The 16005-nt window shown below is 35.5% G+C and carries 13 protein-coding genes; 2 read left to right on the top strand and 11 right to left on the bottom strand.

Going from position 1 to position 16005, the window contains the following annotated elements; translation table 11 throughout:
- Positions 1–120 precede the first annotated feature (120 nt).
- Positions 121–1065 carry a D-2-hydroxyacid dehydrogenase gene (locus EKM77_RS05840; protein WP_125593126.1) on the bottom strand — a complete coding sequence of 315 codons (945 nt, stop codon included), beginning with the start codon at positions 1063–1065 and terminating at the stop codon, positions 121–123.
- A 312-nt stretch (positions 1066–1377) separates the two neighbouring features.
- On the opposite strand from EKM77_RS05840, the gene EKM77_RS05835 reads away from it, so the two are divergent.
- Complete coding sequence (locus EKM77_RS05835; RefSeq protein WP_125593125.1) at positions 1378–2097, top strand: MIP/aquaporin family protein; 720 nt, start codon at positions 1378–1380, stop codon at positions 2095–2097.
- A gap of 269 nt (positions 2098–2366) precedes the next feature.
- Here EKM77_RS05835 and EKM77_RS05830 read toward each other — a convergent pair whose 3' ends face one another.
- Together EKM77_RS05830 and EKM77_RS05825 are read right to left on the bottom strand one after the other, a co-directional pair.
- Positions 2367–3590 carry an ABC transporter permease gene (locus EKM77_RS05830; RefSeq protein ID WP_125593124.1) on the bottom strand — a complete coding sequence of 408 codons (1224 nt, stop codon included), beginning with the start codon at positions 3588–3590 and terminating at the stop codon, positions 2367–2369.
- On the bottom strand, positions 3583–4479 hold the full coding sequence (locus EKM77_RS05825; protein WP_125593123.1) for an ABC transporter ATP-binding protein: 897 nt from the start codon (positions 4477–4479) through the stop codon (positions 3583–3585). The genes EKM77_RS05830 and EKM77_RS05825 overlap by 8 nt, the downstream gene beginning before the upstream one ends.
- A 99-nt stretch (positions 4480–4578) precedes the next feature.
- Here EKM77_RS05825 and EKM77_RS05820 point away from each other — a divergent pair, with 99 nt between their 5' ends.
- Positions 4579–5496 carry a DMT family transporter gene (locus tag EKM77_RS05820; RefSeq protein ID WP_125593122.1) on the top strand — a complete coding sequence of 306 codons (918 nt, stop codon included), beginning with the start codon at positions 4579–4581 and terminating at the stop codon, positions 5494–5496.
- 272 nt (positions 5497–5768) lie between these two features.
- Here EKM77_RS05820 and EKM77_RS05815 read toward each other — a convergent pair whose 3' ends face one another.
- The 8 genes from EKM77_RS05815 to EKM77_RS05780 form a co-directional block, all read right to left on the bottom strand.
- Complete coding sequence (locus tag EKM77_RS05815) at positions 5769–6512, bottom strand: SDR family oxidoreductase (protein WP_125593121.1); 744 nt, start codon at positions 6510–6512, stop codon at positions 5769–5771.
- Positions 6513–6521: 9 nt separating this feature from the next.
- Positions 6522–6938: a cupin domain-containing protein gene (locus EKM77_RS05810; RefSeq protein ID WP_125593120.1), complete on the bottom strand. Its 417-nt coding sequence runs from the start codon at positions 6936–6938 to the stop codon at positions 6522–6524.
- Between the two features lie 288 nt (positions 6939–7226).
- Positions 7227–7661, bottom strand: coding sequence for a MerR family transcriptional regulator (locus EKM77_RS05805; RefSeq protein WP_125593119.1), 435 nt, complete (start codon positions 7659–7661; stop codon positions 7227–7229).
- Positions 7662–7707: 46 nt separating this feature from the next.
- Complete coding sequence (locus EKM77_RS05800) at positions 7708–8409, bottom strand: SDR family oxidoreductase (protein ID WP_125593118.1); 702 nt, start codon at positions 8407–8409, stop codon at positions 7708–7710.
- 12 nt (positions 8410–8421) lie between these two features.
- Positions 8422–10983, bottom strand: coding sequence for an ABC transporter permease (locus EKM77_RS05795; RefSeq protein ID WP_125593117.1), 2562 nt, complete (start codon positions 10981–10983; stop codon positions 8422–8424).
- 9 nt (positions 10984–10992) lie between these two features.
- Positions 10993–11694: an ABC transporter ATP-binding protein gene (locus EKM77_RS05790; protein WP_125593116.1), complete on the bottom strand. Its 702-nt coding sequence runs from the start codon at positions 11692–11694 to the stop codon at positions 10993–10995.
- Positions 11695–11778: 84 nt separating this feature from the next.
- A complete protein-coding gene (locus EKM77_RS05785) occupies positions 11779–13038 on the bottom strand; it encodes an MFS transporter (RefSeq protein WP_125593115.1) in 1260 nt (419 codons plus the stop codon).
- 628 nt (positions 13039–13666) lie between these two features.
- Positions 13667–15610: a M13 family metallopeptidase gene (locus tag EKM77_RS05780; protein WP_125593114.1), complete on the bottom strand. Its 1944-nt coding sequence runs from the start codon at positions 15608–15610 to the stop codon at positions 13667–13669.
- Positions 15611–16005 lie beyond the last annotated feature (395 nt).

The raw sequence follows: 16005 nt of genomic DNA, 5'->3' as shown, positions 1-16005 counted from the left end.
CCTAAACGAGCAAAAATGGACAAACCTCTGCGCTTACTACGAACAGCGGATAGTACACTTCGTGCTCTATCCGCTGTTCTAGGTAATGCTCAAGGTCTGAGCGTCCATTTTTGCTCTCTCTTAATAACCCTTACTATAATTTACCAAATTCTCGACAACTTCACCATTTTCGATATAAGACTTCAGATTCTTCTTAAAAATCTTAAAAGCTCTTTCCTCATAATGCACACTTCTACCAGCATTATGTGGAGTTAAAATAACATTCTTCATATCCCAAAGTGGGCTATCTTCATTCAAAGGTTCAGGATCAACTACATCTAATCCAGCTCCGGCAATTTCTTTAGTTTGCAATGCTTCTACTAAATCATTAGTATCTGTTGATTTACCACGGCCAATACTGATAAAGTAAGCTGTTTTAGCCATCTTTTTGAAAAATTCTTTATTAAACATCTTTTTAGTATCTTCTGTATCTGGTAATGAATTTACGACAAAATCCGCTTCTTTCAAATGTTTATCGATATCTTTCATTGCCACCATCTTATCGATATTTGGTAGTGAATTATTTGAATGTCTGACACCAATTGTACGCATCCCTAAAGCTTTGGCATATTGGGCTAATTGGCTACCGATATGTCCTACACCAACCAACATTACCGTCTTGTTATAAACTTCATCATATTTCTTTTCACGATGCCAAACTTTTTTAGTTTGATCCCAAGTGGACAAATTCATACTACGTTCAAACATCAACATATAAGCTAAAGCTTGTTCTGCTATGTTGATCGAATTAGCACCTGAACCGGTTGACAGCATGATCCCTTTTTCATCTAAAGCTCTTAAAGGCAAGGCATCAACACCGGCACGAATAGTTTGAATCCAATTTAATGAGTCGCTGCTTATGATTTCATCTTGGAGTTTTTTGGACCAATCGAATAAAACTTCGACTCCCTTTAAATCATCAGCAGTTACACTCTTGGCGGAAACAACACTAAGATCTACGCCTTTGATCTCCTCTAATTCTTGTTTTTGCTTATCAGTCAGATCTACTAAACTTAAAACTTTCATTATGTTTCCCCACTTCTTAGGAATATTTTTAATACAATAATAGTTATTGATTATTTCTATAACTAGTCTATAACATTTGGTGGTATATGATACAATGAAATGCGTAACTCAAATATTTGCTTTATTTCATTCATTATGTTATTAAACCAATTGCTCTTTACGGGGCAATTTTTTATTGTATAAGTAATGTTATATCACTAAAGACAAGATGTTTTAACGAATTTATTCTATCTAATCCCATTTTTGGTATATTTTTTAACTAATGAATAATTAAAGTCGTTTTGAGAAATAATTTTATGGGGTATATCAAATATGCATTATTCATTATTAACACGCCTAATTGCAGAATTTATAGGTACTGCAATTATGGTCGCATTGGGTAATGGTTCAGTCGCAAACGTGGAATTAAAGGGAACAAAAGGTTTCCACGGCGGCTGGATCCTTATCGGTTTTGGTTATGGTATTGGTGTTATGATTCCAGCCATGATGTTTGGACCAATCTCTGGCGGACAAATAAATCCAGCCATGACATTGGCATTAGCTTTCAACAATGAATTTCCATGGGCAGAAGTAGCTCCTTATATCATTGTTCAATTTCTAGGTGCTATCTTTGGTCAAGCAGTGATCGTAGCTGCCTACAAACCTTATTACGACAAAACAGATAATCTTGAATCAGTTTTAGGAACATTTTCAACAATAGATGCCGCAAATAGTCGTCTTAATGGTTTCATCAACGAATTTATCGGAACATTCCTATTAGTTTTCGGTGCCGTTATGTTAACATCTGATAAAATCGATCCACGAGCCGACTTTATCGGACTAGGTTTTCTAGTTATGTGTCTTGTTGTTTCATTTGGTGGACCAACCGGACCAGCCTTGAACCCTGCCCGTGACCTTGGACCTCGTCTATTGCACGCCTTATTGCCATTGAAACATAAGGGATCATCACAATGGAAATATAGCTGGGTTCCAGTAGTAGCTCCAATCCTTGGCGCAATTTTAGCCGTTAAAGTATGCAGCTGGTTCTTCTAAAGAGCAGCCTTAAAAAAGAGTATCCGTTAGAATTTTTTATTTCCTAACAGATACTCTTTTTTATTTTACTAATAATTCAGAGGTCAAACAGGATAAAATCCTGCAGTGCAAGTGGTGTTAGGACGAGTGAACTTCTCGTTCTTACACCACTGGATGTATTTTGAAATTCGCGCACTTTGCGAAGTTCAAAATCAAGTTTGGAGACCGCGGCTCCAAACGGTCCCACAGCAGATTTTATCCTGTTTGACCGGCAAAACTAACCAAAATAATTATTTATTATAAGACAATCCTCGTTTAAACCTCTTCCAAAAACTAGAATCATCCGTCTGTAACATCAATCCTTGATAGATCTTGCTGATGTAGAACGTAAGTAAAACAATACTCAAAACTAAGATCAATAATGAAATCGAGATTTCTACTGGTCCGGCTTCGGAATTGATCACTCGCATCGGCATAAAATATGACGAGAAAAATGGCACATATGACAGTATTTTAACCGCAACGGCGTCTAAATTATTTTGAAATGGGAAAGTTACAAAAAATGCCAGCATACTTAACATCGTAACTGGTTGAGCAGCTTTAGAAGCATCTTCTGCTTTCGTAACTAAAGCTCCACTAAAGGCAGCTAAAATGGTATAAATAACTACTCCCAACAATAAGAACACTAAGTTAACGCTTAATAAATTATGTAAAACTGAATTAATCAATGTATGATACTGCTCCATAATATCTTTTGTCATTGATGCTTTTTGAGCGATTAAATAACCGCCCCAGCCACCAATTAAATAAATAAGGATCTGCGTTAAGATAACTAATAAAACTCCTAATATTTTACCAATGAAATATTTACTAGCAGTTGTACTAGAAAAGATGATTTCCATTATCTTAGTACCTTTTTCAGAAGCAATTTCTTGGGCAGTTATTCCGGTATATGTTACAAGGATCGTGTATACCATAATGACTGTGACCCAAAATGAAATCAATTTGGCAGTCTTAGCAGTACCAGTTTTTTTAGAGATTTTTTCTTTAAAAGCCGGCTGCTGTTGTAATTGCTGAACTTGTTCTAAAGTCATACCTGCTTTAGCATAATTTAATTGTTGCTGAATCTGACTAGTAAAAGTCAGAACCTTTGTCTTCAGTGAACTATCAATTGAACTTGTTCCATGATAAGTTGCCGTCGCCTGATTTTTATTAGTCTTTAAAACTAAATATCCAGCTAACTTATTTTTATTGACGGCCTTTTTGGCTGCGGAAACAGTTGTGATCTTTTGATTCACGTCATCCTTATTAGCTTTGATAAATTGCTCTCGCATGGCAGTTTCTTTACTAATAACGGCGATATCTGAACCACTCTCAGCACCATTATAGCTGACATATCCTGCACCCATACTGATACCGAAAATAATAAATGGTCCTAAGATCAACGCCACAAAACTCCAAGATTTAATCTGTCTTAAAAAAGTTTCAAAGGTTACGATCCATAATTTATTCATTGATGACACCTGCCTTCATTCTGAATATTTCATTTAATGACGGCGGTTGCTGACTGAATTCTTCGATATATTTTCCATCAGTTAATTTTTCAAAAATTTCATTTCCAGCCTTTTCATCAGCCAATTCTAATAAATATTTATTAGGATCACGCACAACTACCGAGGAAACTTGGGGCAATTGTTCTAATTGTTCTTTAGTCCAATCAGTTGTAACGAATAAATGTGTCTTACCAAAGGAATTTCTAACATCACTGACGGTTCCATCTAAAACAATTTCTCCATTTTTTAGCATTACTAATTTATCGCAAAGTTCTTCAACATTTTCCATATCATGACTGGAAAAAATAATTGCTGCACCCTTTTTCTTAGCTTCAAAAATAGCTTGCTTCAATAAATCAGCATTAACAGGATCAAGTCCGCTAAAAGGTTCATCTAAAATGATCAGCTTAGGATCATGGATCATCGTACATATCAATTGGACCTTCTGCTGATTACCTTTAGATAACGATTTGATTTTATCTTTCTTAGAACCTTTAACAGCAAATTTTTTTAGCCATTCGTCAATTTTGGGTCTGATTTCTTTAGCTGGACGATTTTTCAATCTTGCCAAATAGACGATTTGTTGCTCAACAGTCAATTTGGGCATCAAACTTCTTTCCTCAGGCAAATAACCAATTTGATCAAAAACATTATTAGTTATTGGCTCATTTTCCCAAGTAATCTCACCATCGTATTGTAAAAAATCTAAGATACTATGAAAAGTCGTCGATTTACCAGCACCATTTTGACCGATCAGACCGAGTATCTGTCCATTTTTTACCGTAAAATTTATGTCATTCAATGCTTTAACAGTTTTAAACTCTTTACTAACATGTTTTACCTCAAGCATAAGAACCCCCTCTTTATAATCTTTTTTAAGTGTATCGTATATCCTTTTTTTCACCTAATAATGTGGTAATATTTATTTTGTTGTTCGGGGGATATAAAAATGTCTAATAAACAAAAGGGATTCTTTTACGCTATTGCTGGTCCATTCTTATGGGGGATCTCGGGCAGTGTAGCGCAATACTTATTTAACACGCAACGAATATCAACACACTGGCTAGTTGGATTAAGATTGATCGTCGCTGGATTTTTACTGATCGTCTGGTGTGGTGTCAGCATGAAATCAGAAATCTTCAAAATATTAAAACGCCCACGATATATTTTCCAGCTATTATGTTTTGGACTTTTGGGAATGTTGCCAGCACAATACACATACTTCATGGCGATAAAATATGGAAATGCTCCAACCGCAACTGTTCTACAGTTCTTAGGACCACTATTCATAATCATATATTTATCGATCCGACAAATGCATATGCCCAGAAGGATCGATATCGTTTCAATCTTTTTAGCACTGCTGGGAACATATTTATTAGTAACACATGGTCATATGAACCAATTAGCACTTTCACCTTTAGCAGTTTTGTGGGGAGTTGGGTCTGGACTTAGTCAAGCTTCCTATACACTTTTGCCCAGAGAACTGTTAAAAAAATTCGACGCTCGAATAGTTACTGGCTGGTCAATGTTACTTGGCGGAATAGTCTTCGCCCCAGTCGCACATCTTAATCAAGTACCTAGTTTAAATCTGACATCTTGGATCGCCATTATTTTCATAATTACCGGCGGAACAATGTTCTCTTATTTATTCTATCTACAAAGCCTAAATTACTTAACCGCCACAACAACTGGTATGTTGAGTGCATTTGAACCATTAACTGCAACTATTTTGGCAGTTACGATTTTGAACACTCATGTAGGACCTGCAGAAATTGTTGGCGCCCTTTTAATATTAGCCATTACCTTCTTACAGGCATTGCCTAAACAATTATTCGTTCGTCGGCATGATAAGGTTCACCCGTAGTTGACATATAACAAAAAAAACAAAATGGATCCAACATAAATCTGAAAGATTTAGTTGAATCCATTTTTTTGTGTAAAAGATATGATGAACCATTTAAAGTAGGCAATTATTCATATCCCTAGTAAGTAGTCCATATTCGTCTTATATCATGCTATTTAGCCACTGAGTATGAATAAATCTGTCAGCTGTGAATTTCAAAATCGAGAGTTGATACCTTGGATCAACTCGGTCCCACAGCAGACAGAATTTCTTCATGTTCAGTGGCGGAACCTTTAAGCTTGTTTTGTTGGATAGATAGTAAATTCGTTAACATTAACTTCTTCTGGTTGATCGATTGCAAAGTTTACAACCCTAGCAATTGAAATTGGAGCAATACCAACTTGATCATACAAAGCATCCATACCTTTTTTGGCATCTTTATCAGTGATCGTATGAAGTAATTCCGTATTGATAGCAGCTGGATAAAGTGTTGAAGTTCTAATATTTGTACCTTCTTGAGCACTTTCCGTTCTAATGACTTCCATCAAATTTCTTACAGCAAACTTAGTTGCTCCATAAACACCTGCTCCTGGAAAACTCTTAATACCAGCAACTGATGAAGTTGTAATAATATGACCATGTTTTTGTGCAACAAAGTCTGGCATTACAGCAGCAACACCATTCAAGACACCTTTTAAATTAATATCGATCATGTCATTCCATTCATCCGTATGTAAAGCACTGATCGGTGAAGTTGGCATAATTCCAGCATTATTAAAGATTACATCTAACGTACCGAATTTGTCTTTTGCCAATTGAACTAAAGACTTAACTTCTTCTGGATCACGAACATCAGTTACTTGATAGGCAGCCTCTCCGCCATCTGCTTCAATATCTTTTACTATTTTACTTAATTTTTCTTCACGTCTAGCACCAAGAACCACCTTAGCACCATTACTTGCTAAAAGTTTTGCGGTTGCTTCACCAATACCTGATGATGCACCTGTAATTACTACTACCTTATTTTCGACTGTCATATATTTCTCCTATTTACCTAATTTATCGTATTCTTCATCTGTAACTTTTTCTAACCATTCTGATGTACCTTTTGTAATAGCAACATGACTAAACCAGCTATCCTTAGTTGCACCATGCCAATGTTTAACACCATCATGAATTGCGACTACATCGCCTTGTTTCAATAATTGTGCCGGCTTACCTTCCTCCTGGTACCAACCTTCGCCACCTGTTACCAAAAGAATTTGGAATCCATCATGATGAATATGCCAATCATTGCGGCATCCCGGTTCAAAAGTGACATTACCGACATTAACATCGATGTTATCGTCTGATGGTACAAGATTCTTTAAATAACTTTGACCAATAAAATACTTGGCATAGGCTTCATTTTTATCTCCAACTGGAAATACACCTTCATTTTTTAATTCTTCAAATTTTGCCATTATATATACTTCCTTTTTCTCGTCTAATTGATTACGAGATTCATTAAACACCTTAAAGTTAACTTTAAGGCAAGGAGTTTTTTGAAATTTTTTTGAAATACCCAAACTAATCGGAAATTAAAAAAGGAAACAGCCAGCAGTGATAGTGGAGTTAGCGATTCATCGCTTACTCCACAGGACGTATTTTAAGATTCGCGCACTTTGCGAAGCTTAAAATCGAGAGTTGATACCTAGGATCAACTCGGTCCCACAGCAGGCTGTTTCCTTTTTTAATTGTAGATGGCATCTCTATTCATGATGATTCAATCTTTTCAAATACGCGGCAAAGCTCTCGCTATCCTCGATATGTCCGTTAACCTTGCCTTTGTACCAATCCAATTTATCGTTCAAAATCGTCCAACTATTTTGTAAGTTCTCAAATTCTTTTTCAAAATTATTTCTAACATCTTCCAACAAGGCAACACGTTTGTCGATCGTCGAATCACCTTCAGCACGCCAAACAACGTATTGTTTTAATTGCTCGATCGTCATCCCCGTACTCTTCAAATGAAGTAAAAATTTTATCCAGCTAGCATCTTGGTCAGTATAGTAGCGTAATCCATTTTCAGTACGATGCGGACTGATCAAACCTTCTTTTTCGTAATATCTCAAAGTTGGACTACTCAAACCAGTTAATTCAGCAAAATCACCGATCCGATATTTCTTTTCTATTTTTGTATCCATAAAAGTGCCTCTTCTTAATTAAAGTTGGCTTTAAGTTTAACACTAATTACAAATCAACACCACCATCGACCCGTAAAACTTGTCCCGTAACAAAATCATTTTGCATCAAGTAAAGATAAGCACTAGCGACTTCTTCGATCGTAGCAACACGTTTCAAAGGCACACCACTAGAAAAGTCACTGACTTGTTTTTGCACAGCTTCACTAGACATATCACGCCACAATCCAGTTGGGGTCCAGGTTGGTGAAACGGCGTTGATCCTTTTATCAGGAGCTAATTCGACACCTAATCCGGCCACTAACGTATTAATTGCCTGATTGCCAATAATTGCACCCGATGCGTCGTAAGGATGACCACCAGATCCTGAAGTTAAAATCATTGAACCTGACTTATTTAAGTGTTTGGCAGCAATTTTTACCAATTGTAAATTGGCGAAGAACTTATCTTCGATCGTCTTTCTGATCAATTCCATAGAACTATCCAAAAATCCGCCTCCCATGGCACCTCCAAGAGTAGAAACGATATGGTCAAAATTTTTATCATCAAAAAAGTTTTCTAAGTCAGATTTATTTTGAGCATTCAACGCAATGCCCGCAATATCCGTTTCTTCTGCAAATTTTTTAGTCCTATCAAAATCATGTCCAATAACCGTAACTTTAGCATCTAATTTTTTAGCATCCAGTGCCACTTGTTTGCCAAATCCTGAAGTGCCACCAACTATAAGAATTTTTTTATTAGTTAATTTCATTTTAATAACTTCCTATTCTGACGACTTGAGTGCTCCGATCATATCGATATGTTGTAATTTTTTGTGAGTTATCAACATAACAATGACCGTAAAAATAATCATTAATACCGTGGCAACTACATATCCTGTTAAATGAATAGTCAGAGGAAAGATGACTAGTTCAGTAGAAGCCTGATTGAGAATATAGGCGGTCAATAAATTACCTACCCCGTAGCCCACAATGATTCCTAAAATTGTCAAAACAATATTCTCACGCACAATATACATCGTTACTTCTTTATCATAAAATCCTAAAACTTTGATAGTCGATAATTCTCTGATACGTTCAGAAACATTAATATTAGTTAAATTATATAAAACAACAAAAGATAAAATTCCTGACAACAAAATGAAAATCAGAATAATGGGATTTAGTGATGAAGTCATTTTTGAAATTGTCGATTGTTGGTCATAAGTATAACTAGTTCCTAGGGCTTTACCTTTTTTTAATAAAGCATTGGCCAAACTATTTCTCTGATCAGATGTCTGTTTGTCCAAATGAAGTAAGAGAGTATTTGACTTCGGCTGTTTGCCAAACATACTTTGATACGTTGACTTATTAAGGTATAAAAAGTGGCCAACAAAGTTTTCTGTTATAGCTGAAACTTTGATGGAATGAGTTTTTCCAGTTGTTTTAACTTTAATACTGTCACCTGCTTTAACATCTAAAACAGTCGCCATTTTTTTAGTTAAAATAACCTGATCATTTTTCAATTTCAAAGTCTTATTAGTTCCATCTTTTAAATGAATATATTTAGAAAAATCCTTATTTTCAGGTGTATAAAAATTTACATCGTTTACTTGTTTTCCTGAATGATAGACTTTCCCGGTTGTCGCATGAATCGCAGCACTGCTTTGATATTGTTTATTATCCTGCAGGACTTTTAAAGTTTTATTCAGATTATTAGTTTTAACAACCGCTTGATAATCAAAAATTTCTCCATATTGGCGAGTGCCACTAGCTCCAATAGAATTCTGAATACCAAAACCAGTCAAAATCAAAGCCGTTCCCCCAGCTATACCGATAATGGTCATAAACATTCTTGATTTAAATCTAAAAAGATTTCGATAACTGACTTTCCGATTGAAACTTAGACGATTCCAAAAAGGTTTGATTCTTTCTAGTAAAATCTTTTTAGCCGACTTTGGAGCTTTGGGACGCATCAACGCTGAAGGTCCTTCTGATAACTCTTGTCGAACAACGATCATTGCCGCACCGACTGTTGCTAATAAAGAGAATAACAATGCTAATGAGGCAGTGATCCACTGAAATTTAACATCCCATGTCAAAGGAATGTACTGCTTATACAATGCTAAGACGATTCTCGGCAGGCTAACGTTACCAATAACCGCACCAAGTATCGTTCCAATCAATCCAGCGGTCAAAGCATAGTAAAAATAATTTTTAGATATTTCCCACTTTGTATATCCCAAGGCTTTAAAAGTTCCAATTTGACTTCTAGCTTCTTCGATCATTCTAGTTACAGTCGTGAAAGTGATCAACGCCGCAATTAGGAAGAAAAAGACTGGGAAAACGTTGGCAATAGCTGCAATTCGATCAGAACTTTCACCATATGCCGAAAATCCTGGCAGATCTTCTCTAGTTTGGAAAATATAACTTGTTTTAGTCTGCTTCTTTAAATTTTGTAGAGCTGAATTTAATTTTTGTTCTTGAAGATTCAATTTATTCAATTGTGAACTAACGTCCATCCCTGAAGCTTGAGCTAAAGTAAGCTGACTTTTGGCCGTATTTAATTTTTCCTGTTGCTGTTCTAAAACTGATTTAGAATCATTATAAAGATCGGCGCTTCTATCTTTAGCACGTTTCTTAAATTTATCTTCTAAAATAGTCTTTTTAGAATTAACAGCATCTTTATAACTATCACTAAAGGTATTCTTATTTTGAAGATTTTTAAAACGAATATTGAGCTGTGTTGCCACTTTTAAATTCATTTGATTATTAGGAACATAAGCAAATAAACGGACAGTGCCATCGCCTACATTGCTTGATCCACGAGACTCATTTTCAATATATTGTGGTGAACTAGCAAAACCAACAATTTTATAAGAACGCTTTTTCAAATCAGCAGATTTATTAAAAGTAAATTTCTGACCTATTTTATAATTATATTTAGTCTGCGCCTGCTGATCCAAAATGATTTCGTTATCTTTTCTAGGTAAACGACCACTGCGAACGATCAAATTATTTTGATCGTTTTTTTTATCATACCCATATAAAGAAACCGCTAATCCTTTACCACCAACAACTTGTTTGTATTTCGCAGCTTCTACTTTAGCATCTTTAATAGAAGCTATTTTAAGATCCTTCTTGGTAAAACCTGTCGTTGAATTCATTTGAATATCAGACAATTTATTTTCAACGACTGTCTTATTTAAAGAATCATTTAAACTAGGTCCGGCAGCTTTAACACCGACAAAAATCAAGACACCAAGCATGATGATCAAGATAATAGCGATAAAGCGTCCCTTAGATTTACCAATATCACGCCACATATTTTTAGTTAAAGGTTTCATTTTCGACACCTACCATTCTATGTCTTGGACAGGTTTAGGATTTTTATTATCTTCAACTGAACGAACCTTCGCATCGTTGATCCGGATAATTCTATCAGCCATACTTGCTAAAGCTGAATTATGAGTAATAATAATGACCGTCTTATTATCTTTATGACTAGCATCTTGTAATAAAGTTAAAACTTGCTTACCAGTTTCATAATCAAGCGCACCTGTTGGTTCATCGCACAATAACAATTTAGGATTTTTAGCCAAAGCACGCGCAATAGCAACACGTTGTTGTTCACCACCAGATAATTGTGACGGAAAGTTATCGATTCGATCACTCAATCCTACTTGGTTTAAAACCGTAACTGGATCTAGTGCGTCATCAACAATTGCTGAAGCCAGCTCCACATTTTCCTTAGTAGTTAAATTAGGGATCAAATTATAAAATTGAAAAACAAAGCCGACATCATTACGGCGATATTCCGTCAATTGACGTTCAGAAAATTTTCCAATATCAGTTCCATCAATGATAATTTCCCCATCACTAGGAGAATCCATTCCCCCTAATATATTTAAAACCGTTGATTTTCCTGCACCACTAGGTCCCAAAATTACAGTTAACTTACCTTTTTCCACTTCAAAAGATAAATCATTATTGGCGACAATCTCGGTTTCTCCCATTTGGTATCTTTTAAACTCATTTTTCACTTCAATATATGCCATGTTATCCACCTAACTTAACAAAAAAAGGCTGGACTAGTCGTCACAACCTTTAATTTTAAAATATCATAATTATTATAGCATTTTTTAATCTTCAGCTTTAATGCTTTCTTGAAGCAATTTATCAACATTACGAGTTGCCGGTACTAAGAACGTGAATAACCCGCATAATAATGTACCAACGCCTCCAATAACAAATAACATATTAACTCCAATTTTATCTGCTAAAGGTCCGGCAAAAATAAGTCCCACCGGTCCAGCAATACTCATTAAAGAATTCAATATCCCTAACACTCGGCCCAAATTTTCAGGTGGATAACTTTGTTGAATCATAGCCATCAGTAAAGTATTAAAAAATGGAGTTGCCATTCCAGCAATCGTATTTAAAACGATGAACCAGATAAAGCCCTTTTGATTTCCCGGTAAAAAGCCGCTAGCACCAAAAGCGATCCCCATAATCAGCATTGATAACAAAATTGGTTTCATACGATCAGACCAATTCCCTAAAAACCCGATAACAGCCCCTCCAGCAAACATACCACCTGAATAAACAACCTCAATAATACCAGCTTGAGCAACTGTACCTTTAAAGTACGACATAGTCATCAATGGATACAAACTAGCCGCTGGCATGAACAATAGAGTAAATACCATTCCCATTAAAGTGATATACCAAAGTCCCTTATTATTCCTTAATTGATTCAGACCAAATTTAACATCAGATAAAATATTTATCTTTTCATCAAAAACAGGATGTTCAGGAATTTTGACAAACAAAATAATTGTTACTCCAATAATTGCTCCAACGACATCTAATAAAATCAACATTGTGATTGGAACTATTGAAAATAAGAATGCTCCTAAAGCCGGCGCAATGATCATATTAGCCGACTGGATCATCCCTAATTGTCCATTCATTCTAGTTACTTCTTTTGCAGGTACCATGGTAGGTACTATCGACTGGATCGTCGGCATTTGAAAAGTTTGAGCAATCGAGCGCATCAATAGTGAAACAAAAATCAACCATAGTGGAAAATCTTTATTAACCATTCCTACGACCGCTAAAATAATTGCGATCACTGCGGCAACAATATCAGGCACGATCAGTAAAACTTTTTTGTTAGTTCGATCAACAAATGGTCCAATTAATGGACTCAACAAAACCATTGGCAGCATTCCTAGAAGAGTAGCAAAGCTCAAAATAGTAGCTGATCCAGTTTGTTTGGTCAAATACCAGATAATTGCATATTGCACCACCATGCTAGTAATACCTGAGAAAAACTGACCTAATAAAAAGATATTAATATTACGACGCCAATTAGGAATCGCAAATACTTCCTCTGTCAAAAAATCCCCTCCTTATCCCTTTCTAAACACAGGAGTTTGATTTTCTCATGATTAGGTATTTTCTGTCAAGAACAAATTTTGTTTGAGTTGGTGGGAGGGTGCCGCCTCCGATTTTTGGTAATTCCACCTGTTGTGTGGACCGTTTTCAGCCGAGGTCTGAAAACTCGCTTTTAAGCTTTGCTAACGCAAATCTTAAAAGTCGTCCGTGGAGTAAGAACGGAAAACCACCGTTCAACTCCACACTCACAACTGGTTCCATTACCAAAAATCTCCGGCTTAGTTGGATCTGTATTTTTAATATCCACTGTTTAATTCTGGAAATAATCAGATACTAAACTGTATAGAAAACTAATTCAGCATCTAAACTAATTACACAAAAATAAAAAAAGAGGTAGAAAAAAAGGTCACAGATAAATTTTCCAGCCGTGAAAGTTATCTTAGGGTGGCGAATTTCCACCCTTAGATAACAGACATATTTGAGATTTACGAACTTTGTAAAGCTCAAATATGAGGTTCAAGACCGAGGCTTGAACCGGTCCCATGGCAGGAAAATTTATCTGTGACCGACATCCAAAATCAAAAAAAGAAGTCACGATCCAAAATCGGATCACAACTTCTCCTAAAAAATCTACCAAATATTTACTCTCTTATCCGGTTCCAACCACATACCGTCTTTTGAAGTAATATCAAATGCGGCATAAAATTCGTCCATATTTTGTGCTTGAACATTAGCACGTAATGGACCTGGTGCATGAACATCAGTCGAAAGTAATAATTCATTAAACTGTTTTGTAGCCTTTAATCTCCAGACTCTTGCCCAGTTAATAAAGAACTTTTGTACATCATAATCATCTTCTGATTTTGCGGCTTCTAAAGCACAACGAAGTCCACCATCATCAGCAACATTTTCACTGACAACTAATTTACCATTAACTTTACTACCGGCATAAGGAATACCGTCAAACTGATCGATCACTTTTTGAGTAAGTTCTTGGAATTTCTTGTAATCTTCATCAGTCCACCAGTTATTCATATTTCCGTATTCATCAAATTGAGCTCCGTTATTATCAAACGCATGAGAAATTTCGTGCGCAATAACAGCTCCGATACCACCGTAATTCTCACTACTTAATTGATCCAAGCTATAAAATGGCGCTTGCAAAATAGCAGCTGGGAAAGTGATGTCATTTCTTGAAGGATCATAACAAGCATTAACCATATGTCCTGGCATCAACCATTTCTTACGATCAACCGGTTTGCTGTATTGATCCAATGAATTTTGTCTGAAAATCTTTCTAATTGCGATAATATTTTCATACAATGATTCGTTTTCATTAATGCTGATCTTCTTGTAAACATCGTCAATTTTGTTAGGATATCCAACCTTGACTTCGATCTTATCCAATTTAACGATAGCCTTTTGCTTAGTGGCCTCACTTAACCAAGTATTGTCACTAATACGTTGTTCATAAATAGCAATCATCTTTTTGATCATATTGGCAACGTCTTTTTTAGCAGCTTCACCAAAGTATTTTTCACCATAGTAAACACCAACAACTTGGCTAAAAATACCAGCAGCCCTGTGATAAGCATACTTAGTTCTATTCTGTAATTCCTTAGCACCGCTCAAAGCTAAATTGTATTCGCCAATAGTCTGACGGAATTCTTCGTCCAAATTAGAAGCATTGCCTGTTAGATAGTTAACTAGCATCCAAGCTTTTAAATTTTCAAAAGTATCATCATTAACTAACTTATTTAAATTATCCAAATAACGTGGTTCAGTGATAATAACTTTTTCAGGAGTAGCGTTGATCAAATCTTCTACTTGTTGCTTCAAATCAAGATTTTCTGATTTTTCAATATATTCTGAAAAGTCGATTGGATTATAAATCTTTGTATAATCAGCCCATTCCTCTGAACTCTTAACAATTGGGACCAATGACTTATCAAAGATCAATGCTTTTTCAACGATCTCTTTAGCCTCATCCAAATCATAGCCGATCATTGAAAGAAGACGTCTGGAAACCTCTGCAAATTTAGCTAACAATTGCTTACCGGATTCATTTTTCTCATCATAATAAGTTTTATCTGGAAGGATCAATCCAGCTCCGCCAATGTAAACAACATTTTTAGAAGTATCTTTCATGTCAGCATCAACATCAACGTCGATCGGCAATGGAAAACCATCCCTAGAAAAGTCAGCTAAGCCCTCACTTAGTTCCTTAACATTATTTAAATCTGTAATTCTTTGAATATCTTTCAAGATTGGTTGATGATGAAACTTATTCAAATGTTCAACATTATTTGCCAAACGATACAATTTAACAGCTTGTAATAACAAGTCATTATTTGTTTTTTCCTCATCATTAGCAAATTCATGAAAATCCTTCATCAATGCCTTTTCAACACCCTCATCAAGATCCATGAATCCACCAGTTCTTGGTTTATCTGATGGTATTTCAGCCTTTTCTTGCCAAGCACCATTAACAGCCAAGTACAGATTCTCTTTATAATCAGTAGGTTTAGCATCAACCATATCGCCAGAACCACCAATAATCTTACTAGTAAACATATATACACCACCATGCGATTTTATAACTACTATATCACTCTTTGTTTTTCATTAAAAAAATTATGAGCCACAAAGCACGCCAAAAAAGGAATTAAAAAAGTACATCTCATGATGTACTTAGAATTTTTTAAAATATTTAATTGAATAGTTTTTAAATATGTAACAGGAATAGCTTTTTCTGCACAACTAAATCTTTCAAACTATCAAAATTACCAAAAAATCTAATCAAATAGTTTTCAGACTTAAAAAACAAAATAAGCTGGAGGTTTTGAGTAATGGAACCAGTTGTGAGTGTGGAGTTGAACGGCGATTTTCCGTTCTTACTCCACGGACGACTTTTAAGATTTGCGTTAGCAAAGCTTAAAAGCGAGTTTTCAGACCTAGGCTGAAAACGG

Source organism: Companilactobacillus baiquanensis (genome assembly GCF_003946605.1).
Classification (GTDB): domain Bacteria; phylum Bacillota; class Bacilli; order Lactobacillales; family Lactobacillaceae; genus Companilactobacillus; species Companilactobacillus baiquanensis.
Note: the sequence above shows the minus strand (reverse complement) of the source record. Positions and strands in the feature narration are given on the sequence as shown.

What these genes read in the sequence shown, in the direction of transcription:
- EKM77_RS05840 (WP_125593126.1), bottom strand. Translation starts at nt 1,065, where the DNA reads ATGAAAGTTTTAAGTTTAGTAGATCTGACTGATAAGCAAAAACAAGAA.
- EKM77_RS05815 (WP_125593121.1), bottom strand. Translation starts at nt 6,512, where the DNA reads ATGACAGTCGAAAATAAGGTAGTAGTAATTACAGGTGCATCATCAGGT.
- EKM77_RS05825 (WP_125593123.1), bottom strand. Translation starts at nt 4,479, where the DNA reads ATGCTTGAGGTAAAACATGTTAGTAAAGAGTTTAAAACTGTTAAAGCA.
- EKM77_RS05800 (WP_125593118.1), bottom strand. Translation starts at nt 8,409, where the DNA reads ATGAAATTAACTAATAAAAAAATTCTTATAGTTGGTGGCACTTCAGGA.
- EKM77_RS05805 (WP_125593119.1), bottom strand. Translation starts at nt 7,661, where the DNA reads ATGGATACAAAAATAGAAAAGAAATATCGGATCGGTGATTTTGCTGAA.
- EKM77_RS05835 (WP_125593125.1), top strand. Translation starts at nt 1,378, where the DNA reads ATGCATTATTCATTATTAACACGCCTAATTGCAGAATTTATAGGTACT.
- EKM77_RS05820 (WP_125593122.1), top strand. Translation starts at nt 4,579, where the DNA reads ATGTCTAATAAACAAAAGGGATTCTTTTACGCTATTGCTGGTCCATTC.
- EKM77_RS05830 (WP_125593124.1), bottom strand. Translation starts at nt 3,590, where the DNA reads ATGAATAAATTATGGATCGTAACCTTTGAAACTTTTTTAAGACAGATT.
- EKM77_RS05780 (WP_125593114.1), bottom strand. Translation starts at nt 15,610, where the DNA reads ATGTTTACTAGTAAGATTATTGGTGGTTCTGGCGATATGGTTGATGCT.
- EKM77_RS05810 (WP_125593120.1), bottom strand. Translation starts at nt 6,938, where the DNA reads ATGGCAAAATTTGAAGAATTAAAAAATGAAGGTGTATTTCCAGTTGGA.
- EKM77_RS05795 (WP_125593117.1), bottom strand. Translation starts at nt 10,983, where the DNA reads ATGAAACCTTTAACTAAAAATATGTGGCGTGATATTGGTAAATCTAAG.
- EKM77_RS05790 (WP_125593116.1), bottom strand. Translation starts at nt 11,694, where the DNA reads ATGGCATATATTGAAGTGAAAAATGAGTTTAAAAGATACCAAATGGGA.